Below are 26,738 nucleotides of genomic sequence, written 5' to 3' on the forward strand. Positions count from 1 at the left end.
GTATGGTGGTCATACTCACTCCTACCTAATAAATCTTTAAAACTGTCAATTAGTATTAAATGTCATTCTCAAAAAAGCTATTTGTTTTAGTTTACACTACATGGTGGTTTAATGATAGCTATGTTTTATTTAGTATAAAGTTGCAAAAACATCTTTTGCATCCTCCCAAAACTCATTCAATTTTAAGATTCTTGGTTTTAGAAAAGCATATATATCTGCATGATCGCTTTCTCTAAATAAGTTAACTCCATGTAACTCTGTATATATACAAGAAACAGTTTGCCCCATTTCATTTGTTGAATGTAATTCCCACTCCCATTCTTCCCCCAAGAGGTTATGTAAGTAGGTTTTCATTTCTTCAAATTGATCAAAAAAGATTTCCTGAATATCTGGGTCTTTATGCGTCAAATAAATACCAATACTTGCTTTCTTCTTATCGGCATCCATTTTAAAAAAGATATTCTTGACTCCTGTCTTGTAGTTCGTCCAGTTTATCCTCTTTCCTTCTCCTGAAGTATAAGGCCTAAGCATCTTCCCAAACTTGGTCCAAAACTCACTTCTAATTCTCGATGCTTCTTCTTTAGAAAACATATATTGTCTCTTTTTACTTCTTAAACTAGCCTCAAAGATAGATACAATGTATTATTTTAATACTATGTTTTAATTAGTTTTTACTTAAGACGCAGCTGCACTCATTTCTTTTCTGTATACCGAGGGTGTTTTTCCTGTATTTTGTTTGAACAAAGAATTGAAAGTAGATTTTGAATTAAACCCACAATCAAATGCTATGGCTAGAATTGTCAGATGACTATTTGAAGGGTCAATCAACTTTTTCTTAACCTCATCAATCCTATATTCATTGACAAAAGTATAAAAGTTTTTATCGATTACAGTATTTAAAAGCTGTGTGAGGTAATGCCTAGAAATCCCTAAATGCTCTGCCAAATCTTGAATGTTTAACTCAGAATTCAAATATGGTTTTTGAGCCTCCATATATTGAATAAGCTTATTTTCATAAACTTTAAGATCATCAGCTTTCAAGCCTGACCTTTCATATTTTGCTACATCTTTTTTCTCTTCCTCTTCTTTTTCCTCAGCCTCAACATCATCTTCAGATTCATATAAATCGGAATGATAAAGAGCTTTTTGCTTCGCTCCATAATAAGTAATTGAGAATGCAAAAATCACTAAGCCTATGTTAGAGATCACTCCTGGTGATAATAACATATCCCGAGAATTCAGTGAAAGAAAGTATGCACCAAAGCCCCAAACCACAGGAATAATATTGATTGTTAGATAAGAGAATAAGATTATCCTTAACCAACTCAAGGTCACACTCCCATCGCTATAAGAAAAAGAATCTCGAATTTTAGCATTATGGTTAATAACAAGGATTATAACGATGACCGCATACACAAAAAATGAAGTGATATAACTCACAAGTACAAGCAGTCGGAACCAAAGGTAATCATCCACTCGAAAGAACTTACCTTCGTCCATTACAAGATCATCTTTCAGATAGAAACCAATAAGAAATATAATGAGTGCTGGTAAAAAGTGAAGCCAGTCATACTTTTTCCAAGCTTGTTTTATAGCTATAAGATTTCTGGTATAAAGTAGTAAAAGTGGACCAGAACAAAGAGGAAGAAAAATAGATACAGGAGAGGAAAGATCTTTGGTATACAAATACTCAACTAAGCCTTCCACCCCTGCCAATATCAACCATGCAGCTAAAAGGTAATCGGATAACCTTTTACGATCTTTATTGAAGATCACAACAGCTCCAAAGAAACATTGTACGATACCTATGTGCAGTAAAAATTCTCTCATAACCGTAAATATATCCTCTCATTCGATGATATCCTTCCTACGGATAAGGTTTTTCACTTATTAACGAAATAACAAATTATTCGAAAATCACCGTACGATTCTGAAAGGCTAGCAACTTGTGATTAATATGATACCAAATAGCTCTAGATAGAACAATTTTTTCTACATCTTTCCCCTTTCTAATCAAATCTTTAACTTCATCAGCATGGCTAATTTTAGCAATATCCTGTTCAATAATTGGCCCCGCATCCAAATCTTCGGTCACATAATGGCTAGTCGCACCAATCAACTTCACTCCTCTGTTATGAGCTGCATGATATGGTTTAGCCCCAACAAATGCAGGAAGGAAAGAATGATGAATATTGATAATCTTTAATGGGAATTTTTCTAAGAACTTAGGAGTGATAATCTGCATATATCGAGCAAGAACAATAAAATCTACATTGTACTTTTCCATCAACTCCAATTGCTTTGCTTCCGCTTCTTCTTTAGTTTCTTTTGTTATTGGTACATACTCAAAAGGAATATCAAAACGCTTTGCTATTTTCTCAAGTTGAGGATGATTACCGACTATCACAGGAATTTCTACTTTCCACTCTCCAGACTCCATTCTATACAAAATATCATACAGACAATGAGACATTTTTGAAACAAAAACAGCCATTCTAGGTGTATGGGAAGAAAAATGCAATTCAAAGCTCATCTGATAGCGTGTAGCTACAAGTGTATTGAAATAGTCATGTAGTTTTTTCTTTGGAATTATAAACTGATCATAATCAAATTCGATTCTCATAAAAAATCGGTCTTGATCACGATCAACATGCTGATCCAAATAAATAATATTCCCTCTGTTTTCATGAATAAAACTTGTGACGGCCGTCACTATCCCTGCCTGATCGGCACAGTGCATAAGAAGGATTGCTGTTTCTGATTGTTGCATAGTTTATATCAAATAACTTAAAATTACAATATCAACATTAAATAAGGTCAATATCTAAATAATTAACAACAGAAACTCGATTTCATTAACAAAAGCAAAACAAAATTGAGAAAGATTTAATCTATAGCCCAAATCGATACTGTAAACCACCTATAAATTGAGTTCGTTCTCCTAAGAACCCGACTTCTCCTCTGATCATCCAATGTTTGTTGTGTTGATACTGTGCTCCAATTATAAAATTCCAATTTTCTTTCTGACGTTTATCTAAACTGTATTGTATCGACGAACTTGGCAAACGATTAACAGCATCATCCAAACGTGTCAACAATTCGTTTGCATTTCCTAGAAGTTCATTAGTTCTATCATACAGCTTCTGATTTAAACGTTGTTGTGCTGGCGTCAGACTTTCCCACCAATCATCTACTTGTTGTTGTCTTGTTTCAACGGCTTCCAAACCACTGTCTATACGTTCTCCTAAACTTCCATCTTGTGGCAACACATCTTCTAATTGAATACTTCCTTGTGTATCGCTTCTTATTTCTACACGGAACCCTCCAACCCAAGCAGATATATTCCGGTCTTTCTTTTTAAAATTATAGGTTTTACCCAACCTTGGCCCAAAAACATAGGAAAAAGCAGGACGTTCTAGCTCTTGGATATCAGTCCAAGAAAAATTCATATCTAAAGCCAACCAACCTCCTCCAATACCTATGGTTGGTGTTATCCCAAAACCAAAGGTAGTTGCATCAAATTCGGCTTTTGTTTTATACCTAAAGACTTCTTCAAAACTTTCTTGATTAGGAATAAATACACTGAAATCTACTTCCGTAGAAGTTTGAGAGGTAGCCACAATTCCGTATACATTCAGAAAAGGAAGAAGCCATATATCTGGTCTAAAATTTAAACCTTGCGTAGTCGCGGTAGCATTGTTAAAACGAACAATTTCATCCAATTCAATCAACCTACTATTATTCACCCCAACTTTCAGGTTATCAATTACAATTTCTGACTCTTGCCATAGGTAATTAATCCCTAAACCTGCTGAGTATGGCAACTCAAATCCTGCGGCAGTAGCCTTCTTTCCCAGAATTGGCAAGACGTAAGGATATTCTGAACTCATCAAACTATCTCGTAATTCTTCATTTTTTTTACCCACTACTTTATCACTATAGACTTGGGCATTGGCTACATACGAAAGTGAGCAAAATATTAAGAGACAGAGAATAATTCTATTCATCGGATGCTATTTGAGAATTGACATTTTAGAGAACTATAAAAATTAATGATTTGAGCTTTAAAAAAACCTTCTTCTCATGTATTGAATTACTCACTCCTAGAATATGCCTAAAAGAATACTTTTAAGTGCTGTTCCTCTATTAAAAGACTAATAGCTTTCCTCTCATCTTCTTTCTGAAACAAAAATGATAACGCATTTCCTTTACTTAAAGGCACTATTTACAATTCTCTTTTTGTTTGATTCTTAGATTCTACTTCTAACTCAAAAACTACTCAAATGAACAAAATGATTGTAGCCGTATTCGATACGGAAGAAAAAGCTTTCAAAGGATTAACTGCTCTAAAAGAACTACACAAAAGTGGAGATATCAGTCTGTATTCCGCTTCAGTAGTCCACAAAAATCAAGAAGGAAAAGCTGAACTGAAAGAAGAAGGAGAAAAAGGACCATTGGGTTCTGCGGTAGGAATGTTAACAGGTGCTTTCATTGGAATATTGGGAGGACCTGTAGGTATGGCTTTTGGTGCATCTGCAGGTCTATTGGGAGGCGCACTCTACGACATCGATCAGTCTGGTGTAGACACTGGCTTCATGGAAGAAGTTGCTGGTATTTTGTCAAATGGAAAAACAGCAATCATCGCTGAAGTTGAAGAAGGCTGGAAAGTTCCTGTTGATACTCGACTTGAAGAACTCGATGCAGTCATTTTCAGAAGACATCGTTCAGAAGTAATTGATGATCAACTAAGACGTGAATCGGAAGCTTTGAACGCTGAAATAGATGAACTAAAGGAAGAATGGAATGAGTCTACAGATGAAATGAAAGCTGATATTGAAAAGCATCTTGAAAATTCAAAGAAGAAGCTTGAGACCATGAAATTTACCATTCAGAAAAAATTGGAAAATACTCAAGAAGAATCATCAGCTAAAATCATAGAAATTGAGAATCAGATTCAAGCCGCTAGTGATCGAAAAAAGAAGAAACTTGAAAAGCGTAAAGTTGAACTTGAGAAAAAATACAATGATCAAGTAGTGAAGCTAAAAGAAGCACTCAATTTCACAGATTCAGCAGCCTAAAACTAAAAAATAGAACTTAGAGCTATGTTTGTAAAAAACATGGCTCTTTTTTCACTCCTCTCTTTTATAGTACGAAAAACAAATTGGTGTTAACTATCTTAATTTCTCTTCACCAATAGAATCAATTTATATAGAAAGCTTTGTACTTTTGTGCTTTAGTAAGATCTACTCAAAGACAATTTAAAAGCGAGAGAAAGTGAGAAGTGAGCAAGAAATAGCACAAATGCAAAACTGTTTTAGAACCTTTGAAGGGAAAATTGATGATATAGAATTACCAAAAAAATTCACTTTCCCATTTTATTACGAACCTCACCCCTTGTGCATTCAAGCCGCTAAAGAACTTCAGCATCATATTTCTACACAAACCGATTGGACACATAACTTTGGACTGAACAAAGACCAAGAAGGAATGGTCATCGGAAAAATGTTTGGTGTATTAGTCGTAAGAAACAGCCAAAATCAGTTAGGATATTTAGCTGCATTCTCGGGTAAATTAGCCGATCAGAATCATCATAAAGGCTTTGTCCCTCCTGTCTTTGATATGCTTTCTAAAAACAGCTTTTTTCTAGAAGAGCAAGAACAAGTAAATGCCTTAAATGACAAGATTGAAAACCTTGAAAATGCTTTAGAATTAAAAGAAGCCCTACTTTTCTTTGAGTCAGAAAAAAGTTATGCTCAATCAGCTTTGGAAGAACAAAAACAAGTAATGAAAGCTGAAAAACAAGCTCGAAATCAACGAAGAAAAGAAGGAAAAGAAAACTTATCTGAAGAAGATTTTAGCGACTTAGAGAAAGAGCTTCAACAAGAAAGTATTAAAGGAAAAATCGTTTTAAAACACCTAAATCTTCATTGGAAAGAGCGTGTTGAAAAAGCTGAAAACAGTTACAATGAATTCATTCAAGAAATCAATCAACTGAAAAAAGAACGTAAACAGCGTTCTGCTAAGCTTCAAAGAAAACTTTTCGACCAATACCAATTCTTAAATAAGGACAAGCAAAGAAAAGGGCTTTTCGAGATTTTTGAAAATACCACAAATGGAGTTCCTCCTGCTGCCGCTGGAGAATGTGCTGCTCCAAAACTTTTTCAATATGCCTTTGAAAATGACCTTGTGCCTGTTGCGATGGCAGAATTCTGGTGGGGAGCTTCTCCAAAATCAGAAATCAGAAAACACGGCCAGTTTTACCCTTCTTGCAGAGGAAAATGCGAACCAATTTTAGGACATATGCTAGAAGGCATTGAAATGGATGAAAATCCGATGCTTACTAATCCTGCAACTAATAAAGAGCTTCCAATCGTATTTGAAGATGACTATCTTTTGGTTGTCAATAAGCCTCATGATTTTCTTTCGGTACCAGGTAAAACAATTCTTGATTCCGTATATGCTCGAATGCGTGAGAAATTCCCGAATGCTTCTGGGCCTCTTATCGTTCACCGTTTGGACATGGCCACTTCTGGCTTAATGCTCATTGCTAAATCAGAGGAAATCTATAAAGACCTTCAAAGTCAATTCATCAACAGAACTGTCAAAAAAAGATATATAGCATTGCTTGACGGTGAAATTGAAGGAAATTCTGGCGAAGTGAAATTACCTATTCGTGTAGACCTTGATGATAGACCAAGACAACTTGTTTGTTACGAATATGGAAAACATGCACATACCGAATGGGAAAAAATAGAGATGAAAGATGGTAAAACGAGAGTTCATTTCTATCCGATTACAGGACGAACACATCAATTAAGAGTACATTCTGCTCATTCCTTAGGATTAAATAGTCCGATTGTTGGTGACGATTTGTATGGAACAAAAGCCAGTCGATTACATTTACATGCTGAAAAAATAGACTTCACTCATCCTATCAGTAAAGAGAGACTTAGTATTCAGGTTGATCCAAACTTTTAGATTGCTTTACTGAAGTAGCATTTGCAATTACATAAGGGAAACGAAGACTAACCTGAGTTCCTACATCTTTTGTACTCACAAAGTCAACCTTTCCTTTATGTAACCCTACAATATTTTTTACAAAGACTAATCCTAACCCTAAACCTTTAGAATTTTCAACTCCTTTCGCTCTAAAAAAAGGCTTTCCTATATTTTGTAAATCAGAGTCTGACATCCCAATACCAAAATCAATGATCTGAATTTTATAATACTCTTTCTCAAATTGAATATTGATGATTGGATATTGCGAGGTATGAACTGAAAAGTTAAGTGCATTATTCAATAAATGAGTAAGCATCTCTTTAAACTTCAATTCTAGAACAGCTACTTTTCTAGATACTCCTTCAATATTTAATTCTACATTTCGAAACTTTTCTCCTTGAATTACAGACTCTATTAAATTAGAAATGTGTAACTCTTCAAATTCCACATCAGCATTTTCTTCTTGAATCTCACTCAATAATAACAATGCCTGCATCATCTTTGTGAGGTGTTCAATTGATGTATCTACTTGTGTAAACTTCTTATTTAGAGAACTTTCCAATTTCGTAGACAAGGGGATTCGTGATAAATTAAGTCTGAGTAGTTCAGTTGCACTCGAAATTGTAGTTAGTGGTGTTCTGAATTGATGTGAAACCATCGAAATAAATTCATTTCTCAGCGTATTCAATTCTCGTTCTTTCTCTACGGACTTAGATAATTGATTTCTAGCTTTTACTTGTGAGGTTACTTCATGTATAATGAGATTCTTTGATTTCCCTTCATTAAAACTCTCATAGAAATGAATTTGAAGGTAAATTTCTTCTCCCGTCTTCAATTGAAACCTTTCCTCTTTAATCTTAACATCTTGACAAGATTCCAACTTCTTCGTGATTTTCACTAACAAAGAGAAAAAAGGTCTGTACCCATATTCTGGATCATAAACTTCACATAAAGCCAAGGGTGAAGGACTCATATAACTTAAATCTCCTTTTTCATCAATTGTCGCCAATAGATAATCGTCTTTAATTGACTCAATTAATAATTTATAGGAAAGCTTTTGGCTAATTAGATCTGAATTAGATTTCTCTTCTTCTTTCTTAAAAATATAGATAAGTAATGCTAGAACAATTGAGTCAAAGAAAAACTGATGTGTTCTTACCCCTTCAGCTACGACAGTCGGTTGGATTAGAGATGGATAAAATGTTTCCCCTAAAACAAGAAACGCTAATAAGGATAATAATATGAGATAAACATATTTATGCTTGGCTCTTGGAAATAAGTGCAATGAAAATATTAAGACCAGAATAAAAGTAAAACTACTTGTACCTGACAAACCTTCTTGCCACATCCACTCCAAAAAAATAAAAATAGACTGTCCACAAATCAGAAAGTACATAGCTGTACTTGTCTGTTTATAAAATCTACTAAGAACATATGCGATTGTAGAAGCTAATGACAGCACTAAAAAGCCATAAATAAAACCACCAATTTCACTTTTAGATGGATGGGTTACAAAAGCGAACATAGTTCCAAAACACCCTAAAAGTAAACTAGTGTGAAATACCTTATCCTTGAAACTAAAGTCGTCGTCACTCCCTAAAAGTATCTCAAATTTCATATTGGAATTCAACATTTAAACAACTTTCAAAATGCAGATTCCTAATTGAAATCATTTCATCAAATACCTTTTAAAGAAACACAGGTAAGGAAAAACAAAAAAAGGCTCACCATTTAGGTAAGCCTTCTATAATTATCTTAATATGATTGACTAGTTCCTAGATGACAATTTTCTTTCAGCAAATTGCATAAAGAAAATCAAAAAGCCACCCAAAAAACATAAGCCGATAGCCATAAACAATTGATTATCTACTCCAGTAATCATCTGAAAATCAAATGGACTAATATTCTGCTCTACAAGTGGTTTTGTCTCACCATGTCTGTCCACATAAGTTTCTACAACTTCCTTCCAAGGCCAAACTTTGTTCAAAGAACCAATCATAAAACCCGTAAGAAGTGCCACAGTAGCGTCATGGAATCTTTTAAATAAGAACCCTAATACTTTTGAAAAGCTTAAAATACCAACTACACATCCAGATGCAAAAATAGCAATTGTTTCAATCTGAAAGTTAGAAATAGCAGACATGATATGCTTATACTGTCCCATCAACAATAAAATAAATGCGCCAGAAATTCCTGGAAGAATCATAGCACAAATTGCAACTGCTCCTGCAATAAAAGTATATATCGCACCTTCAGGTGCTTGTGCTGGAGAAATAAGTGTAATATAAAAGGAGAAAGCTGCTCCAACAATTAATGCCAATACTGTTGTTATATTCCAATTCTTTACTTGCTGTCCTACTTGAATTGCTGAAACGATAATCAAACCAAAAAAGAAAGACCAAAGTAAAATAGGCTGAGCTTCCAACAAATACTTCATCAACTTGGCTAGTGATAAAATAGCCGTTGCTATTCCTGCAAAAAGAGGTAACAGAAACTTACCGTCAATTTTCTCCCAAAAAGCTTTCAGATCCCCTTTTAATAAAAGTTGAAATGTACTCGGATTCACAGAATTGATTGCATTAAGTAACCTTTCATAGATTCCTGTGATAAATGCTATCGTACCTCCAGAAACACCTGGTACTACATCAGCACCTCCCATTGCGATCCCTTTTAAGTAGATCAACACCTGTTCTTTCATCTTATCGTATAATTTGATTTTCCGCTAAAATTACAAATTTAAACCTAGTGATATAGTTTAAAAGGTTTGTATTCAGAAATAATAATTTTATCACAGAAAATTTATAAAAAACTCATATCATTATATGGAAATAAAAATTCTATACGTTATTATAAGAACCAGTTGAACCAAAAAGATAAAAAACCAAATAATTCATATCATTATCAGTAGATTATAACATATCTCGAACGGTCTCAATTATAACATTACCACGTATCAACGATTATTTTTTCTATCTAATATGGCTGATTTTCAAAATATAAATATTGAAAGGTTAAACAAGATTGAAGAAGCTGAAAAACACGTATTAATTAACAAATCCTTCATGGTTGTCATTCTTGGCATGCTTGTACTTGGGGGTTTTGCTGCATACATGGGATTTTACCTAGGTACCTTGATAGGTGCAATCACGATTTTCTTTCTTCTGATTACTTTAGTTTGCTTCAAAAAAGAATGGATGGGTATCGACACCCTTACCATTGTTTACCCGGGGCTTCTTTATGCTATGTTTATGGCATTATGTTATGTAACAGGCGGTATCCGTTCTTCAATGGCAGTCTGGTATATCACAACCATTGTATCTTCATTTATTTATGGAGGCAAGCGAAAAGGACTTTTTTGGAGTTTCTTCGGGGTATTATCTTTTATGGTATTCTACATTGCAGAACTAAATGGTCATGTCTTCGAGAATGGTATTCCTGAACAATACAGACTTGCCTTTGATGGAGTCACTTTCATGGGTATTCTTCTATACCTTGCGCTAGGACTTTCTACTTATGAAAAGTGGACTGTCAAATCTAGAGAACGACTACAAGATATGAATGACGAGATTCTTTGTCAGAATGAAGAATTGACTCAACAAAAAGAAGAAATAACTGCTCAAAATACTCATTTAGCGGAATCTCAGCATGCTTTACAAGAATTAAACGATGAGGTTTCAAGTAAGAATGAAGAAATAGTCACTCAAAATAACCAACTAGAAAAAACACAACAAATCCTTTACTCTAGTTTGAATTATGGTCGCCGACTTCAGAAAAAGCTGTTTGATTTTGATGCAGAATTAAGAAGAGATTTCAATAGTCATTTTGTGTTCCAAAGACCTAGAAATATCGTTAGTGGTGACTTCTATTGGTATGAAAAAATCGGTGACTTTAAGATTGTTGTGGTTACTGACTGTACAGGTCATGGTGTTCCTAGTGCCTTCTTGACTATTTTAGCACAATCTGCTCTTAAAAATCTTATCACTAGCCAACAGATTTTAAATACATCTCAAATTCTTAAAGAATTAGACACCTATATCATCGAGAACTTCAAAGGTGATTTTGATGAAGGCATGGATATGGGTATTCTGATGGTAAATGAAAAAGAAAATGTATTTGCGTATAGTGGTGCTAAAACACCTCTTTACCGAATGCAGAATGGAGAACTTCAAGTTATTAAAGGAGATATCAATCCTGTTGGAGGTAGTCACTACAAGAATAAAACTTATACAACACACCTTCACAGTATTGAAAAGGGAGATATTTTCTACTTATCTACAGATGGATATCAAGATCAATTTGGAGGTGCTGAAAACAAAAAGTATTTACGTAAGCAATTCAGAGATTTCTTAGTCAAAATCCATGAGAAACCTCTTGATGAACAAAAAGAACTATTAGGATCAGAAATAGATTCGTGGAAAAAGAATCACTCTCAAACAGATGACATGCTTGTGTTGGGATTGAAAGTTTAATAAAAACTCACGATAGTTTATTTATCAAAAAAGCACTTACAAACTTCATTTGTAAGTGCTTTTTATTTTTAGACATCTAACTTTCAGATAAAAACAAAGCCACCCAAAAGGGTGGCATTTGTAGAAGTAGTAACTTGAAAAGTGTTAGAAAAGTATGTATTTGAATTAATATCTTTTGAGTTACCTCCTAGGAAGTAAAATAGTAGAAAGGCAAAAAGAAAATAGCTTGCTTTTTCACTGTTTATACGACTTATTTAGTTTTCTGACATTTGATATTGGTACACTTTCTTCTGTAATTTCTCTAGAGAGATTACTTTACCTACTACAATAATAGCAGGAGCACCAATTTTTTCTTCTTCAACTACAGTCTCAATTGTATCTACAGTAGCCGTAACTACTTTCTCATCAGGTCTACTCCCATTCTGAATAATCATCACTGGAGTGTCATTTTTTCCTACGGTCTGAAATTCGTTTACAATTTTCCCTAACTTTCTCATTCCCATGAGGATGACAACTGTTGCAGACGACTGAGCTGCTAGAGCTATATCATCTGAGAGCTTCCCTTCTCTTGTAGTTGCCGTCAACACCCAAAAGCTTTCTGACACACGACGTCTTGTCAAAGGAATTCCTTGTAACTCAGCCAATGAATAACATGAAGAAATACCAGGTACGATACTTACTTCAACTCCACTTTTTTGAGCCCAAATCATTTCTTCATGTCCTCGACCAAAGATAAAAGGATCTCCGCCTTTCAAACGTACAACATGTCCATGCGAAAAAGCGTAATCAACGATCAATTGATTAATTTCTTCTTGTTTGAAACTATGTTGTCCTGCTCTTTTTCCCACATACACTTTCAGTGCATTTTTAGGAGCTAAATCAAGCATTGATTCATCAACTAAGGCATCATAAAGCACAACACTAGCTTCTTGCAATGCTTTCATACCTTTAATCGTCAATAAATCTGGGTCACCAGGACCTGCCCCGATCAAGGAAACTTTTGGGTGTATATGACTAACCATTAAACTGTCTCTTTAAATTGCAATGTTATGCTTTGTAATAACTTCCTACTACAGACTTATCTTGTCCGTTTTCTGAAAGTTGTGCTTCTCTAATCACACTCACTTGTTTGATGAAATCAGCAGATTTTACGATATAATCTTTTGCCAATTCCTCTGAAGGCTCTTGAGTTTTCAAATTCAATACTAAATCCGAGAATGTTCCTTCTAATTTAATTTTTCCACTATCTACAAAGTGCTCTTGGAAATCTTTGATGATACCAGCATGTGTATTACACTTGAAATCCTCACTCAAAAGTAATCCTTTAGCTCCAATGATTAAAGCTGCATAACTATGGTAGATACTATCTGCAAACATTCCTTCAGCAACTGTTTCTTGAGCCAATGATAGTTTCTCTTGAGCGTCTTGAAGAATTCCTCCAACAACGTCCATGATTACACCAGCACATTCTCCAACACCAATTGCTTGCTCATATTTATGATCTTCACCCCAGTCAAATTGATCTGTACCTTCAAGTGTGGTTACCTCAGCTAAATGCTTCAAGATACCATAGAAGTACATTTTCCCTTGTCTTCTGAAGTAGTTATTGTAGTATTCTCCTTCCTCTCTGTTTTCCTCATAATCATCCAAAAGGATTCTTACTGTTTGAGGAATTCTTTTCGTAGGAATTTTAATTACCTTTTCAGCAATAAAACCTTCTCCATCAGGATTAACACCTCCACCAATTACAACTTGCATAGCTGGAATTACCAAAGGCTTTTTCTTAATTGAACTACCGTGGAAACCAATGTTTGCGACCATGTGCTGACCACATGAGTTCATACATCCACTGATCTTGATTTTCACAGCATCATCCGACAATAAATGAGGATATTCTTCTTGAATTAGTTTTTCTAACTCAACTGCTAATCCCATACTATTTGTCACACCAAGGTTACAAGTATCTGTACCTGGGCAAGACGTTACATCTCCTGTAGAATCAAATCCTGGTTCAGCCAAACCAAGCGCATTCAATTTTTCGAATAAATGCACAAAGCTTTCTGGACGAACATATTTAATTAAGATACCTTGATTAATTGTCAAGCGAATATCATCTGCCGCAAATTCTTTTACAACAGCTGCAAATTGCCTTGCTCTTTCAGCATCAATATCTCCTTTTAAAACTTTGATTTGAACACCATAAAAACCTTTTTGCTTTTGCTCAAAAGTGTTCGTTGCTTTCCAAAGTTCAAATTTTGCAGCATCAGAAGGAGCTACATCAGCCCATTCTTTAGCTTCTGGAGGAGTTGGTTGTTTTACAAGCTCTCTATCAATCTTGAAAGTTTTGCTCTTAATTGCTTTTCTTTCTTCCTCTACTAATTGTAGGAATGTTTCAAGTCCTAGATTCTTAATCAAGAACTTCATTCTTGCTTTATGTCTTTTCTCTCTTTCTCCGTATCTGTCAAAAACACGAATAGCAGCTTCCATAAAAGGAATTACTTGATCTTCCTCAAGAAACTCAAAAGCAACAGGTGCCATGAAAGACTGAGCTCCCAATCCACCACCAACAAGAACTTTAAAACCTCTTACTTCCTCGCCATCTACTGTTTTCACTTTCGGGATAAATCCGAAATCATGAATATAAGTAAAAGCAGAATCTTGCTCACTTGAAGAGAATGCAGGCTTAATTTTACGTCCCATTTCCTGACAAATAGGATTTCTTAAGAAGTACTCATAAGCTGCATGTACATACGGAGAAACATCAAATGGTTCATTTGGATCAACACCTGCTTTTGCAGACGCAGTCATGTTACGGACTGTATTACCACAAGCTTCACGCGCTGTTACTCCTAGCTCACCAAGTTCTTTCCAAATCAATGGAGAGTCATTCAATTTCACGTAGTGATACTGAATATTCTGACGAGTAGTCAAGTGAAGATTACCATTTGTATATTTTTCAGAGGTATCTGCCAAACGAATCAACTGATCAGCAGTCAATTTCCCATAAGGAATCTTTGTTCTGAACATATGTACGCCTAGTTGACGCTGTCCATAAACACCTCTTGTCAAACGGTAAAGCTTAAACTTTTCTTCATCCATTTGACCTAGTTGGAATCTTTCAATCTTAGTTTCTAATTCCTTTATATCTTTTTGAACGGCTGGCGCTAAATGCTCAAGTTGTTTACTCATTGGTTTATGAATTATTTCTTTTTTGTCAGGAAACTTTACTAAACCTATATACTCTACCTATTTAGTGGAGTAATAAGCTTTAAAAAAAGACTCTTTATTCAAGAGTCTTTTGTATAAATCACATTTATGAACTTGTTACGTACAACAAATAAAGATGTAAATAACAATATTCGCAAATTAATTATCTCTTTTTTACTTAATTTTTAAAATACAGATACATTTTTTAAGAATAAGAAGAGCTCAAACGCTCTAATAATCCCTAAGGTTGTATTCATCAAATTAGATATGTAAAGAGAAATAACGGCAAGTGTATTTTTTTGTTTATAAAATCTCTATTTATTTTCAATTAATCATTTTCAGTCTGATTCTCTTGCTCCTGTTCTGGTAACATTTTTTTGAACTCATCATACATTTCTTTGTCCAAACCCAAAACTCTGTAATCAGTAGAGCTTATTTCTTTTTCAGATTTTTCGATATCCTTTATGATAATCTGACCTTTCTCTCCAGAAGTTTTATCCTCAAAAGACATTTCCATAAATAAGACAGGCTTGTCTTTCCCAAAAGCTTTCTTGATTTCTTCTTTCTTTTGCATACTTCCTGGTAAAATTCCAATCTCAAACTCTACCTCTGTAAGCCAAACACTCACCTTACCTTCATCATCTTCAGCGATATACTCCTCGCACTTATAATTATTAATCTTCCTAGTTTTCCCTGTTGCCTTAAACCTTCTATTGAAAGCTTCTTCATCGAACAAATCTTTCTTCTTTTTCTGTGAAGGATCTAAAGGTAGAACCATTGCTCTTTTATTCCCTCTATCTTCTGAAAAGCTAACCATTTGTTCTTTATCATGATCGAAAACTGTGACCACTTCCGTATTTGTATCCTCTGTTCTTTCAGGGATTTCAGCAGCAAAATAAGGGTGCTTTTTGTTCACCCAATACTTTAACTCAGTGGACTCTTTTCGACCTTGAGTTTGAGATACAAATTCATAGAGCAACATCAAATCAAAATTGTAGTTATCCCTCACTTCAGATGACGCATCTCTCAACCCCGCACGATAACCGTATGCATCGCCTTGAGGGTCTTGAGCATAGGACGTAAAGCCAAAAGCCATACACCCTACAAGTAGGCTACAAATAATTAATTTTCTCATATAGTTTAAAGTTTGTTGTAGTTATAGTTTTTCGTTGCAACGTATTGATTCTCTTTCAGAACCATTTCTGCACTAACGAAAGTTTCTAAATCTCAAGACAAGCTCAACATTATCTCATTTATTATAATTTAGAGTATACCTCAAAACTAAGTGTAACTTTATGTGTTAGAGAAGATGATTAAATGAAGAAATAATGCGACTACAAACTCTTTTTAGTACAGAAGGAAATATCTGGAAAATTTACTTTGACCAATACAGTAAAACTTTACTGGTTGAGACTCGATTTGATGGGGAAAAATCTTCCGCTTTTTCAGCTTTAAAACCTCTAGATGGAAATCTTTTATGGCAAGAACTACAGCTCGATGAAAACCTGTGGACTGGGGTAGCTGCATTTAATCATGGGAAATTAGGTATACATATTTACGATGAAGAGAAGTCATATCCTTTACCTAGAGATTTAGTGGTTATGGATGTTGCTACAGGTGATTTTTCTTGGAATAAAGAACATGTCCAATTACTTGATTTCACTACTGACACAGCAATTGTACAAGACCTAAATGAAGATAATAAACATCTTTTCTTAGATGTTCAGTCTGGTACGGAGTTAACAAATAAAACTACAATACCTAGCCAAAAGTCTGATTCACCAATTCTTAACCCAATAGAGTATGTTCAAGAAAATGAACACTTTCAGACTTTTGAGAAATTTTTAGAAAAAAAGTTTAATCATGTCCCTTTTAAGTCCATTGAATACTTAGAGACTGAAAAGAACTTGATTTTGAGTTATTACATTAAAAGTGGAAAAATACTCCAACAGTTTTTATTAGTATTAACAAGAGAGGGCAATGTTCTTTACCATGAAATAATTGGTAAATCTGAGAAAGGCGTCGGCCTAGATACTTTTATGATTTACGAAAATGTTCTCCTTTTCACAAAGGATCAAAATCAGCTAATCTCGATCGATTTAAATTAGTTCTTATCATAAAAAAAGCGGCAAAGAATGAATCTTTACCGCTTTTATATATTCACTAAATTATATTCTTAGAAGTCGAAATTGAATCCGAAATAAGGCATGATTGCATTACTAGCTTCAAAAGATCCAGACTCAGTTTTCATCCAAGTCCACATGTAGTCCACACCTACAGTCAAGAATCTGTTAACTTTGTAACCAGCTCTTACAGATGCTAAAGAACGCTCATCCAATTTGAAAGCATCTTCCATATCAGTAAGTCCACCTTTGTAATAAACCCCTGAAAGAGAGATTGCGTCTACAACATCAAGAAGACGTGCATCTAAACGTACCATTGCAGGAGCTGCTTCACTTACATTATCTGGCAAAGTAAGGCTACCTCCTACTTGAATCATGTTCAAGATACTTGCAGACAAACTACCATAAATACCTTGTGTTTCACCTACAGTAGCTAGTGCCATAATACGAGCATCCTTATTAATTTCATAAGTAGCATCGAAGAATTGAGGCATAAAGTTATTGTTGTACCAAACTCTTTCAATTCTTGCATTTACAGTCAAAAGCTTAAGAATTAAGTTCATTCTAGCATTCAAACCTACTGACATACCCGATCCAGCGTCGAATGCATAATTTACAGAACCTTCCTCTACTGTTGTAGGATATTGATTTGCTGCAATACGAGTATTCAGAGTAGTTTCATCAAGAGGCTCTTCTCTCAACTCATTATACGCTGTCATCTCATTTGCAACAGTTGTGTTATAAGTATCTAAATCAGCTGTAGTAACTGATCTATTCAAATTTGCATACTGTCCGTAAGCTGAAAGGTGGATAAAATTAGATCTAATCAAAGTCACACCGATATCTGCACCGAAAGCTTGCATCCCTCCATTTGCTGTAAAGATATTAGAAGAATACTCCGTATCAGCTTGAGAAGTCTTATCTTGGTCAGTTATGAAAGAACCACCAATTTCTAATGTTTTTACAATTGGAATTCCTGTACCTCCGAATGGTCTAACATAAGGGCGAAGAGCTAGAAGGTTTAAAGAAGATGCATTGAAATCTGAATATAGACCTTCAATACCAACAACCTTCTTTACAAGAACATCGAAGTTCAAACCGAACTTTCTTCTTTCAAAAGAGATTGCATTTGAATAGTTGTTCAAAAGTAGACCATAACCTAAGTATGAACCAGTCATGTCACCCACTTTTATATAAACAGGATCTTTTTTCTTCTGACCATATCTTAAGTATCTGATCATACGAAGCGCTGAAACTCCATTTTTAAATTCTTCAGTTCTTAGCTTTCCTGATTCCAAGTTTACAGATACAGGTACATCTAATCCGATACCTATTTTTCCGAAATTCAATTCAGGAGTAATTCTCAATGTTAGGTAGTGCTCACCTCCTAAATAAGTATATCCAAATTTACCACCTAATGAATTTAAACTATCAAGACCTCCTCCAGTCTCAAAAAATGATAGCGCATTATCTGGCAAAGATTCTTCTGATTCGTCTTGTGCAAAAGCTGAAAAAGATAATAATGCCAATAAAAAGAAATAAGTAATTTTTTTCATGCTAATTTTTCTGGTCTTAGTATTTGCTATTTAGCTGTTCAATTCATTTGACAATTGAATTGAGATTGTTGACAAATGTAAAAAAATAGAACTAATGTGTTATATAATATTAATAAAATTAAAGTAAAGACAAAAAAAGAGGGTACCCATCCCTGAGTACCCTCTTCTTATATGAGGATTAAAACTTTCTTCTCTTATTTATTTATGAGATGCTAGTTTCTGCTTTAGTTCTTCCACTTTATTAACTTCTGTTACAAGCTCTCTTTTCAACTTCATCTCTTTTTCTAATGCCCTTTGCTTATAACTCGTAAACTCTTGCTCTACTTCTTGATATTCCTTCCTTGCATCACTAGCCACTTTATTACTGTTTTTGAACTTATAAATAGCTACTAACAGCAGTACTATCAGCGAGATAATGATCACAAAATTTATAACTACATAAGTTTCTTTTAAGAAATCAATTCCTAATACATTAATATAAGCACTTTTCTCTAGCTTACTGTTAGTCTCATCTAACTCTCCTTGTACACTCGCTAACTCGCTTGTGATTTTATTTTTATCATCTTGGATTGCAATAATTTCGGTATCAGCTTTACTAATTGTATCTTTTATTGCACTCCAGAACGTATTTAGATTTCCAATTTCTACGACTTTATAAACCTTATTATTTTGTTTGTAGTTAGAAGATTTCTTTTTCATTATTTCAAATTGCTCTGCCAAGCTCGGTGGGGTATTGTCTTGCTCTACAGTTTCTTGTTGAGCATATAATGAAAATGAACTAATGAAAATTAAGACACTTGTTAATACTGTTTTGAAATATGATTTTGTCATCATCAGGTAATGGTAAAATTGCTTTAAATTTTGTCTTTTCTTCTTACTTGAAACAAATAAGTAAATGCAAGTTTAGAAAATAATAGTGAACACTACTAAAACCAATAAAGATCTTTGTTTCTTCACTCTTCTTGCCAAACATACACTACATACTCTTAAACAAATGATAAGGTTTCAAAGTGCAAATAAAAAATGTACTACTTTGTAAATACAATAAAAAACATACCATAATAATAAATTAGGGCATGATTGTTTCTTTTATGATCTTTTTAATGAAATTGTTCCCTAGTTGAGTCTCATTTATTTTTTTAATATTATTATAAGATATTACCAACATTTTGAAATATGAACGGACCAAATCCAAGTTTAAATACAGGAGATAGCGAAGAAGTCATTATTAAAAAGATACAAGGTGGAGACAGACAGATGTGGGAAGAAGTTGTGAAACACTACTATCCTGCACTTCTAAACTTCATTGTAGCAATGGTAAAAGACCGCGAAACTGCTGAAGAACTTGTTCAAGATATATTTGTAAACTTTTGGGTTAAAAGAGAGAAAATAAATATCACGACATCTCTGAAGGCTTACCTTTATAGAGCTAGCCGCAACCATACACTCAATTATATTAAGAGAAGAAACTTTGAACAAGACTACCAAAGAAGTTTACTTTATACTCAAAAATGGCATCATAATGAGACAGAAGATCAATTTCATTTCAACGAACTTGAGAAGAAGTTAAACCAAGCTATTGATACTCTGCCCGAAAAATCTAAAGAAATATTTTTACTAAGTCGTTTTGAAGGACTAACGTATAAAGAAATCGCTGAGACTTTAGATATACCTGTTCGAACAGTTCATTACCAAATAGGTAATGCACTAAAACATATTCGTTCAGAGCTAAAAGGTATTGCAAACCCCAACTTAATGACCTTTATTCCTTGGCTACTTTTAGGCTTTTATTTTTTAAAACCTTTTTAAGTTGTCCACTTCCATAGAATAATTGTCTCTTATTAAAGCCCCCTTTCAATCATGCTTTAAGGTCAATAAAAAGACCCCTTATTATTAAGTGATAAACTTAGACATTATGAATATAGATTGGCAATTGATAGCAAAATATATCGGTAACGAGGTCTCGACAGAAGAGCGTACTTTAGTCGAAGCTAAAGCTCGTGAAAATGATTCTTTTGCCGAATTGTTAAAAGATACCCAAGATATTTGGAACAGATCTGAAAATCTTGGAAAAAAAGGATTTATAGAAACTGACGCAGCAGCTCATCATCTACTTATGATTGAGCTTCAAGATAAAATCAACGAGTGGGAAAGTGAAGAAGCCGTTTTAGCTAGTTATTTAGAAAACGGGTTTACTGACGAAAAAGTCATTAACTCTTTTTCAGATAAAGATCTTTTGGATGAATCTGCATTTATTTGGGAGAAATCAAAAGACATTGCCGGCAAAAATGATTTAGAAATAAATTTCCAAGATGTCTTCAATTCTTTAAATCAAAAAATCTCAGATCAAGAAAATAAAATTGAAACCAAACAAGTTGACTTTACTCCTAAGAAAAAAGTGACTGAATCAGTTTGGAAAGTCCAGAATATTGCAGCCGCAGTTACTCTATTGATTGCTTCTTTGGGAATTCTATTTGTACTTAATTCAAGTTCACAACTGGAAGTTGTAGCCCTAAATCAGACACAAAAGGTAGATTTACCTGATGGAACTGAAGTTTGGCTACAAAAAGGAGCATCACTTAAATACCCTGAATCATTCGGAAATACAAGAGAAGTTGACCTAGAAGGAAATGCATTCTTTGAAGTTGCTAAAAACGCATCCAAACCATTCATCATTCATACAGGAGAAACTTATACCAAGGTACTTGGTACTTCATTTTTATTGGAAAATACTAACAATGAAACTTCAATAAATGTATTCTCTGGGAAGGTTCAATTTGGGAATGAAAACAATCAAATCTTCTTGATAAAGAGTGAAGCCGCTGCGGTAAAAGATGGACACATCTCAAAAACAAAGTTTGAAGTTCAGAATAGAGTCAACTTTATACAAGATGCTTTAGTATTTAAAAATACACCTTTAAGTAAAGCCTCTCATATTCTTAATACTGCTTTCCAAGCGGAAATTGTTTTAGATCAAAAAATATCTAATAAAAATATCTCGGGTGATTTCTCTGGAAAAAGTTTAAATGAAATCGTAAAAATTATCGAAGAGATTTACGGTACTACTTCCGAAGTTAAAAAGGATGGAAGTATCTATATGAAATAAAAAACACTGTCCTTTATTTAGATGAAACTCTTACAATTTTGTAAGAGTTTTTTTTATCTTGTTTCAAAATTATTTCAATCAAAAATAAAGAACAATGAAGATAAAATATTTAGGCCACTCAACTATAGAAGTATCATTAGAGGGCTGTAACATAATTATTGATCCATTCATATCTCCCAATCCTAAAGCCAATCATATTAACGTTTCTGATTTAAAACCTGATTATATTTTCCTTACTCATGGGCATGAAGACCATGTTGCAGATGCAGAATTACTCTCAAAAAATAATAATGCTCCTATCGTCAGTAATTTTGAAGTAAATAATTGGTTTACTGCAAAAGGTTGCGAAAATGGAGTAGGGATGAATATTGGTGGTACCTTTAAAACGGAATTCTTTTCACTTAAAATGGTAGAGGCAAAACATTCTAGTAGCATGCCTGATGGTAGCTATGGAGGAAATCCTGCCGGTTTTATTCTTCAAACTGAAAAATCCAATATTTATATAGCCGGTGATACTGCTCTCTTCTCAGATATGAAACTAATTGGAGAAGAGTGTGACTTAGATTTGGCAATTCTCCCGATTGGGGATCTCTTTACTATGGGAATACGAGATGCATCTAAAAGTGCAGAAATGATTAATTGTTCTAAAGTTCTTGGAGTACACTATGATACTTTCCCTGTCATTGAGATAGATCATAAGCAAGCTATTGAGACTTTTAAAGAAGAAAATCAAACACTTTTGCTATTACCACTTGGTGATACAATCGAGCTATAATTATTGTAACTATTTTAATAAATACTTCAATATTTAAGACTTTCCCATTTATTACTAATAATTAATATTTCTTTAAGTTATCAAATTCATAGTTTAATAGAGTTTTTAACTTATATTTGTAATAATGGAACTATAGGAGGTTTATGTCTCATAACTAAATATTAAATGATTGATGCAAATTGCATTACACAGTAGAAAGTTAGAGAAGGGAAGATTATTTTTTACAAAGACGGTTATAGACCATCTACTGTCAAAAAATTTTCAAGTATTTGTATCAGAAGAATTTTATTCATCATTTTGTGACCGTTTGGAAAATACTCCGGACTTACCAACGTTTAGTAGTTATGAGGATTTACCTAAAGTAGATTTTTTCCTTAGTGTAGGTGGTGATGGTACTCTTTTAGACTCTATCACATACATTCGAGATTCTAATATTCCGATTATAGGTATAAATGCAGGAAGACTTGGTTTTTTAGCTTCGATACCTCAAGATTTAGCGGCAAATGCTCTTGATGCAATTTTTGCAGGTAAATATAATTTGGAAGAAAGAATGTTGATTCAAGTTGAATCTGATCAAGAGATATTTTCAGGAGAAAATGTTGGACTAAACGAATTCTCCCTATTTAAAAGAGATACATCTTCTATGATTGTTATCCATTCCTTTTTAGATGGAAAATATCTTAATACATATTGGTCTGATGGCTTGGTAATTGCGACACCTACAGGGTCAACTGGATATTCGTTGAGTATTGGCGGACCTGTGGTCATTCCTACTTTACAAAATTTCATAATTGCCCCTATTAGTCCACACAATTTAAATGTTAGACCACTAATCATTCCGTGTACAAGTGAACTTTCATTTAAAGTGGAGAGTAGAAGCAAGAATTTTATGGTTTCTATGGATTCTCGTTCTCAAATTGTTGACTCGAGTATAAAACTAACTGTTAAGAAATGTCCATATTCAATTCAGCTAGTTCATACTAAAGATGATGACTTTTTGAACACTTTGCGCGTAAAACTTAACTGGGGGTTAGATATCAGGAACTATCCTAATAAGTTTTAAGTTTGAGGTTTGGAAGGAAATTAAAGAATTCTTACAAAGGTTATTTAATGATAAATAACATTCGATCTGTAATTAAAAACTTTACCAATTAAATAGTGATATAATCACTCTGTTAACCAATTAATTTATGAGAACTCTTCTGAAAAGCTGTTTGGTACTTGCTTTGGCGCTTCTGACGGTAGAATCAGTAGATGCCCAAAAACGATATCTAGGCTTTACTAAGAAAAAGCAATATTGGAGTTTCGGGGCGGGTCTTAATACTATGCACTATTGGGGTGATGTTGCTCCAAATGACAGCAAGTTTTCTACTGACTTTAAGAAAACAAAACCAAACTTCTCTGTTTTTGCTACTAAGCGTCTTACTCCTAGTGTATCGGTCAAGGCAATGTATTCTGTTGGAGCCATAGGTGGAGATGATGCAAATGCCAATGATATTGGACGTAGCCTAAGAAGGAACCTTCACTTTAGAAACATTATTAATGAAGTTTCTATGGTAGGTATTGTTGATTTATTCAAAAATCAAGGGGTTTACTTTAGACGTCCGAAAATTCCAATTCCATACATAGGTACAGGTATTGTATTCTATCACCACAACCCTCAAACAGAGTTAGTAAGAGGAAGTGGAGAATGGGTAAATCTTCAGCCAATGCAAACAGAAGGTGTCGAATACAGTAGATTTGGAATAGGTATTCCTCTAGTTGTAGGTGTAAGATACAAACTGACTAACTCTATTGATATCTCTGCTGAGTTTAATGCAAGAATTCTATTCACAGATTACTTAGATGATATTAGTACAGAGTATGCTGCAATTGAAGATATGAACCCTGCTCAAGCACCAGCGGGAACAAGCCCTCAAGATTTTGCCTATAAAGGTGATGCTTATGAAAACTATAACGATTCATTGGTAGGTCAAAAAAGAGGTGATCCAAACCAAAATGATTTCTACGCTATCTTTGGGGTTCAATTAAGCTACATTCTTCCAGGCTCAATCAAAACACCAAAGTTCAGATAAGATATTTAAAATTTCAAAATATTCAATTAGAGCAATCTTCTTAAAGATTGCTCTTTTTTGTTTTACATAGCTCAGCATTTCATATTGACAAAATCTCACTATTTTATATTGAAATAATATATATTATTTTTGAATATGAATACTTTGACTATTAGAGAATATAATTTTAAAGAGTTAATCTTAGATAACTTCAAACAAACTCATCCTCAGAAGATCTTTAAATGGGCTGACTTTGAAGAAAGTAAATTTAAGGAAGAAATATTCAACACCTATCATAAACTTACAGGTCAAAAAAATAATCCTAATATTAAATTATCTCCTTGGCTCATCGAGATAGAAGATGTTGTAATTGTATTAGATGAAATACTTCACTTTAACCGATATCGTGGAATAACATTACGATCAGAGATCTATAATAATCTCCCAAGTTTTCCTCTTTCTCAGTACACTAGATATTGTAATCAAAAAGAAAACGAATGCTTAAAACCTGGAGGAAGCTTAAATAATTGGAGCAATCAATTTGCTGAAATTCAATTTGGCCCATCTAGTCAACGAGTTGGAGATTTTAAAGGTCTAGGTTCTTCAGCTTGGAAATTAAGAGCATTTAAAGATTACCTTCAAGATATTTCTTCTCTAATGACTAAAGATTATAAAGTATTGCGTATTAGTGTATGGGATCAAATCATGAACTCAGGACAACTGCACTCATACAATGATCTTTTATTAAATCCATCTGAAGCCGATAAGGAATTAATCATCAAAAACATTCAAAGAAGAATCAAGACTATAACTTCATAATTAAAACTAGAGTCTATTTATTACACAATACGATTCAGTCTCACTGAATAGAACTCTTATAATTTCACTCAAATGAAAAAATATACTTCTATACTTTTTGCACTAGCTATTTTAGCAGTAAGCTGTAAAACAAACACAAAAATTGTTTCACAAGATAAATCATCTTCTTTTACTCAAAAAAGTGAAAAACTTCTCCAAAAATATCAAGAGACGATAACTGCAAATGACCTCAAAGAACATTTGTATGTAATTGCATCAGATGAAATGGAAGGGCGTGACACGGGATCTGAAGGACAAAAGAAAGCCGCTAGCTATATTGTTGATAAGTTAAAAAAAATGAATTTGGAAGGTCCTGTGAAAACTGGTGATCCTTATCAACAAGAAATCCCATTCATTCAAAGAAGTACTAAAAGTGTCACATTCTCTAGAGGAAATAAAAATGCAACTTTATATAATGATTTTTATGCATGGGGTCACTTCAATTATAAAGCTGATTCAGTTGAACTAGTTTATGTGGGGAATGGTCTTCCAGAAACATTGTCACAATTTGACCTAAAAGGAAAGGCTATCATCTTTAACTCAAAACTACCTAAAAACTTTGAGGGTGATAAAAAATGGGAGAATCCAATCAATCGAGTAAAGAATGCTAGTGAAAATGGTGTTGTTTTCTCTATGGTTATAAGACCTACAGATAAAGAGTTTAAAAAAGAACTGAAACTGTATAGATCGTATTTGGAAAGGCCTCAACTCGTTTATGAACAAGAAGTAAAGTCGGCTAGTAATTCTGGTATTTATGTAACAGGTCCAACTTTAGCAACAATGCTTTTTGATGGTAAACTACCTCAAGAAAATGGAAATAGTACTAAAGTGTTATTCGAAGCTATAGCTAATCAAGATAAACTAGAGTCTTCAAATATTCTAGGGTATTTAGAAGGTTCTGATAAGAAAGATGAACTGGTAGTCATTACTTCTCATTACGACCATGTAGGTATTATTAACGGCAAAATTCACAATGGTGCCGATGATGATGGATCGGGTACTGTTTCTTTATTAGAAATAGCTGAAGCATTTACGGAAGCTAGCAAAGATGGTTTTAAACCAAGAAGAAGCATCTTGTTTATGTCAGTTACTGGGGAAGAGAGAGGGTTACTAGGATCAAAATATTACACTGATTTCGATCCAATCTTCTCATTAGATCAAACTGTTACAAATATCAACATTGATATGGTTGGACGATTTGATGAAAAACATAAAGATGCAAACGAGTACATCTATGTAATTGGATCAGATATGCTTTCATCAGAACTTCATACAGTTCAAGAGGATGCAAATGAAAGGTTTGGTAATGGACTTGTATTAGATTATACTTACAATAAAAAAGATAGCCCTGAACGCTATTATTATCGTTCTGATCATTACAATTTTGCTAAAAATAATATCCCCGTCATTTTTTATTTTTCGGGTGTACATGAAGATTATCATCAGCCAACAGACACTCCTGATAAAATTGAGTATGAGCTAATGGCTAAAAGAGCACAGATGATCTTTGCAACAGCTTGGAAAATCGTTAATAGAGATACAAAAGTAAAAGTTGATAAGGTTGATACTGAAAAGAGTAAATAACAGTTCA

The 26,738-nt window shown here is 33.8% G+C and carries 22 protein-coding genes; 11 read left to right on the forward strand and 11 right to left on the reverse strand.

Annotated features, from left to right (window positions below):
- Positions 1-129 precede the first annotated feature (129 nt).
- From BC781_RS08685 to BC781_RS08700, 4 genes are all read right to left on the reverse strand, one after another.
- Positions 130-591, reverse strand: coding sequence for a DUF4268 domain-containing protein (locus BC781_RS08685; protein ID WP_109616850.1), 462 nt, complete (start codon positions 589-591; stop codon positions 130-132).
- A gap of 84 nt (positions 592-675) precedes the next feature.
- Complete coding sequence (locus BC781_RS08690) at positions 676-1,830, reverse strand: helix-turn-helix domain-containing protein (protein ID WP_109616851.1); 1,155 nt, start codon at positions 1,828-1,830, stop codon at positions 676-678.
- 76 nt (positions 1,831-1,906) lie between these two features.
- Positions 1,907-2,770 carry a formyltetrahydrofolate deformylase gene (gene purU / locus BC781_RS08695; protein WP_109616852.1) on the reverse strand — a complete coding sequence of 288 codons (864 nt, stop codon included), beginning with the start codon at positions 2,768-2,770 and terminating at the stop codon, positions 1,907-1,909.
- Positions 2,771-2,891: 121 nt separating this feature from the next.
- Positions 2,892-4,007: a hypothetical protein gene (locus BC781_RS08700; RefSeq protein WP_109616853.1), complete on the reverse strand. Its 1,116-nt coding sequence runs from the start codon at positions 4,005-4,007 to the stop codon at positions 2,892-2,894.
- 276 nt (positions 4,008-4,283) lie between these two features.
- Here BC781_RS08700 and BC781_RS08705 point away from each other — a divergent pair, with 276 nt between their 5' ends.
- Both BC781_RS08705 and BC781_RS08710 read left to right on the forward strand, forming a co-directional pair.
- Complete coding sequence (locus BC781_RS08705) at positions 4,284-5,078, forward strand: DUF1269 domain-containing protein (protein WP_109616854.1); 795 nt, start codon at positions 4,284-4,286, stop codon at positions 5,076-5,078.
- Positions 5,079-5,274: 196 nt separating this feature from the next.
- Entirely contained in the window at positions 5,275-6,978 is a 1,704-nt protein-coding gene (locus BC781_RS08710; protein ID WP_245935598.1) for an RluA family pseudouridine synthase, read from the forward strand.
- Here the strand turns inward: BC781_RS08710 and BC781_RS08715 are convergent.
- Both BC781_RS08715 and BC781_RS08720 read right to left on the reverse strand, forming a co-directional pair.
- Positions 6,950-8,617, reverse strand: a complete 1,668-nt coding sequence (locus tag BC781_RS08715; RefSeq protein WP_158281428.1) for a sensor histidine kinase — start codon at positions 8,615-8,617, stop codon at positions 6,950-6,952. The two genes, BC781_RS08710 and BC781_RS08715, sit on opposite strands and share 29 nt — an antisense overlap.
- 150 nt (positions 8,618-8,767) lie before the next feature.
- Positions 8,768-9,697, reverse strand: a complete 930-nt coding sequence (locus tag BC781_RS08720) for a DUF368 domain-containing protein (RefSeq protein ID WP_211323714.1) — start codon at positions 9,695-9,697, stop codon at positions 8,768-8,770.
- 280 nt (positions 9,698-9,977) lie between these two features.
- Between BC781_RS08720 and BC781_RS08725 the strand changes: the two genes are divergently transcribed.
- A complete protein-coding gene (locus BC781_RS08725; RefSeq protein WP_109616856.1) occupies positions 9,978-11,468 on the forward strand; it encodes a SpoIIE family protein phosphatase in 1,491 nt (496 codons plus the stop codon).
- 254 nt (positions 11,469-11,722) lie between these two features.
- Here the strand turns inward: BC781_RS08725 and cobA are convergent, their stop codons facing one another.
- The 3 genes from cobA to BC781_RS08740 all read right to left on the reverse strand — a co-directional run bounded on the left by cobA (position 11,723) and on the right by BC781_RS08740 (position 15,810).
- Positions 11,723-12,490 carry a uroporphyrinogen-III C-methyltransferase gene (cobA, locus tag BC781_RS08730; protein ID WP_109616857.1) on the reverse strand — a complete coding sequence of 256 codons (768 nt, stop codon included), beginning with the start codon at positions 12,488-12,490 and terminating at the stop codon, positions 11,723-11,725.
- 25 nt (positions 12,491-12,515) lie between these two features.
- The gene (locus tag BC781_RS08735) at positions 12,516-14,657 is read right to left on the reverse strand and encodes a HEPN domain-containing protein (RefSeq protein ID WP_109616858.1); all 2,142 of its coding nucleotides are present in this window, start codon (positions 14,655-14,657) and stop codon (positions 12,516-12,518) included.
- Between the two features lie 346 nt (positions 14,658-15,003).
- On the reverse strand, positions 15,004-15,810 hold the full coding sequence (locus tag BC781_RS08740) for a DUF4412 domain-containing protein (RefSeq protein ID WP_109616859.1): 807 nt from the start codon (positions 15,808-15,810) through the stop codon (positions 15,004-15,006).
- 193 nt (positions 15,811-16,003) lie between these two features.
- Here BC781_RS08740 and BC781_RS08745 point away from each other — a divergent pair, with 193 nt between their 5' ends.
- Positions 16,004-16,783, forward strand: a complete 780-nt coding sequence (locus BC781_RS08745; RefSeq protein ID WP_109616860.1) for a DUF4905 domain-containing protein — start codon at positions 16,004-16,006, stop codon at positions 16,781-16,783.
- Between the two features lie 68 nt (positions 16,784-16,851).
- Here the strand turns inward: BC781_RS08745 and BC781_RS08750 are convergent, their stop codons facing one another.
- Entirely contained in the window at positions 16,852-18,354 is a 1,503-nt protein-coding gene (locus BC781_RS08750) for a hypothetical protein (protein ID WP_109616861.1), read from the reverse strand.
- 198 nt (positions 18,355-18,552) lie between these two features.
- Complete coding sequence (locus BC781_RS08755) at positions 18,553-19,188, reverse strand: hypothetical protein (RefSeq protein ID WP_109616862.1); 636 nt, start codon at positions 19,186-19,188, stop codon at positions 18,553-18,555.
- Positions 19,189-19,530: 342 nt separating this feature from the next.
- On the opposite strand from BC781_RS08755, the gene BC781_RS08760 reads away from it, so the two are divergent.
- The 7 genes from BC781_RS08760 to BC781_RS08790 all read left to right on the forward strand — a co-directional run bounded on the left by BC781_RS08760 (position 19,531) and on the right by BC781_RS08790 (position 26,731).
- Complete coding sequence (locus BC781_RS08760) at positions 19,531-20,163, forward strand: RNA polymerase sigma-70 factor (RefSeq protein WP_109616863.1); 633 nt, start codon at positions 19,531-19,533, stop codon at positions 20,161-20,163.
- A 106-nt stretch (positions 20,164-20,269) separates the two neighbouring features.
- Positions 20,270-21,460, forward strand: a complete 1,191-nt coding sequence (locus BC781_RS08765; RefSeq protein ID WP_109616864.1) for a FecR family protein — start codon at positions 20,270-20,272, stop codon at positions 21,458-21,460.
- Positions 21,461-21,554: 94 nt separating this feature from the next.
- On the forward strand, positions 21,555-22,235 hold the full coding sequence (locus tag BC781_RS08770; protein WP_109616865.1) for a metal-dependent hydrolase: 681 nt from the start codon (positions 21,555-21,557) through the stop codon (positions 22,233-22,235).
- Positions 22,236-22,407: 172 nt separating this feature from the next.
- Positions 22,408-23,298 (forward strand): NAD kinase, encoded by an 891-nt coding sequence (locus tag BC781_RS08775; RefSeq protein ID WP_109616866.1) that lies wholly within the window; start codon positions 22,408-22,410, stop codon positions 23,296-23,298.
- A 127-nt stretch (positions 23,299-23,425) separates the two neighbouring features.
- Positions 23,426-24,310, forward strand: coding sequence for a DUF6089 family protein (locus tag BC781_RS08780; protein WP_109616867.1), 885 nt, complete (start codon positions 23,426-23,428; stop codon positions 24,308-24,310).
- Between the two features lie 135 nt (positions 24,311-24,445).
- Positions 24,446-25,108, forward strand: coding sequence for a DUF7255 family protein (locus tag BC781_RS08785; protein WP_109616868.1), 663 nt, complete (start codon positions 24,446-24,448; stop codon positions 25,106-25,108).
- A gap of 72 nt (positions 25,109-25,180) precedes the next feature.
- Positions 25,181-26,731: a M28 family peptidase gene (locus tag BC781_RS08790; protein WP_109616869.1), complete on the forward strand. Its 1,551-nt coding sequence runs from the start codon at positions 25,181-25,183 to the stop codon at positions 26,729-26,731.
- Positions 26,732-26,738: the final 7 nt, after the last annotated feature.

This window comes from Sediminitomix flava (assembly GCF_003149185.1).
Taxonomy (GTDB): domain Bacteria; phylum Bacteroidota; class Bacteroidia; order Cytophagales; family Flammeovirgaceae; genus Sediminitomix; species Sediminitomix flava.

Bases quoted from the DNA above. Each gene is read 5' to 3' on its own strand.
- BC781_RS08685 (WP_109616850.1), bottom strand. From the start codon at position 591: ATGTTTTCTAAAGAAGAAGCATCGAGAATTAGAAGTGAGTTTTGGACC.
- BC781_RS08690 (WP_109616851.1), bottom strand. From the start codon at position 1,830: ATGAGAGAATTTTTACTGCACATAGGTATCGTACAATGTTTCTTTGGA.
- purU (WP_109616852.1), bottom strand. From the start codon at position 2,770: ATGCAACAATCAGAAACAGCAATCCTTCTTATGCACTGTGCCGATCAG.
- BC781_RS08700 (WP_109616853.1), bottom strand. From the start codon at position 4,007: ATGAATAGAATTATTCTCTGTCTCTTAATATTTTGCTCACTTTCGTAT.
- BC781_RS08705 (WP_109616854.1), top strand. From the start codon at position 4,284: ATGAACAAAATGATTGTAGCCGTATTCGATACGGAAGAAAAAGCTTTC.
- BC781_RS08715 (WP_158281428.1), bottom strand. From the start codon at position 8,617: ATGAAATTTGAGATACTTTTAGGGAGTGACGACGACTTTAGTTTCAAG.
- BC781_RS08720 (WP_211323714.1), bottom strand. From the start codon at position 9,697: ATGAAAGAACAGGTGTTGATCTACTTAAAAGGGATCGCAATGGGAGGT.
- BC781_RS08725 (WP_109616856.1), top strand. From the start codon at position 9,978: ATGGCTGATTTTCAAAATATAAATATTGAAAGGTTAAACAAGATTGAA.
- cobA (WP_109616857.1), bottom strand. From the start codon at position 12,490: ATGGTTAGTCATATACACCCAAAAGTTTCCTTGATCGGGGCAGGTCCT.
- BC781_RS08735 (WP_109616858.1), bottom strand. From the start codon at position 14,657: ATGAGTAAACAACTTGAGCATTTAGCGCCAGCCGTTCAAAAAGATATA.
- BC781_RS08740 (WP_109616859.1), bottom strand. From the start codon at position 15,810: ATGAGAAAATTAATTATTTGTAGCCTACTTGTAGGGTGTATGGCTTTT.
- BC781_RS08745 (WP_109616860.1), top strand. From the start codon at position 16,004: ATGCGACTACAAACTCTTTTTAGTACAGAAGGAAATATCTGGAAAATT.
- BC781_RS08750 (WP_109616861.1), bottom strand. From the start codon at position 18,354: ATGAAAAAAATTACTTATTTCTTTTTATTGGCATTATTATCTTTTTCA.
- BC781_RS08755 (WP_109616862.1), bottom strand. From the start codon at position 19,188: ATGATGACAAAATCATATTTCAAAACAGTATTAACAAGTGTCTTAATT.
- BC781_RS08760 (WP_109616863.1), top strand. From the start codon at position 19,531: ATGAACGGACCAAATCCAAGTTTAAATACAGGAGATAGCGAAGAAGTC.
- BC781_RS08765 (WP_109616864.1), top strand. From the start codon at position 20,270: ATGAATATAGATTGGCAATTGATAGCAAAATATATCGGTAACGAGGTC.
- BC781_RS08770 (WP_109616865.1), top strand. From the start codon at position 21,555: ATGAAGATAAAATATTTAGGCCACTCAACTATAGAAGTATCATTAGAG.
- BC781_RS08775 (WP_109616866.1), top strand. From the start codon at position 22,408: ATGCAAATTGCATTACACAGTAGAAAGTTAGAGAAGGGAAGATTATTT.
- BC781_RS08780 (WP_109616867.1), top strand. From the start codon at position 23,426: ATGAGAACTCTTCTGAAAAGCTGTTTGGTACTTGCTTTGGCGCTTCTG.
- BC781_RS08785 (WP_109616868.1), top strand. From the start codon at position 24,446: ATGAATACTTTGACTATTAGAGAATATAATTTTAAAGAGTTAATCTTA.
- BC781_RS08790 (WP_109616869.1), top strand. From the start codon at position 25,181: ATGAAAAAATATACTTCTATACTTTTTGCACTAGCTATTTTAGCAGTA.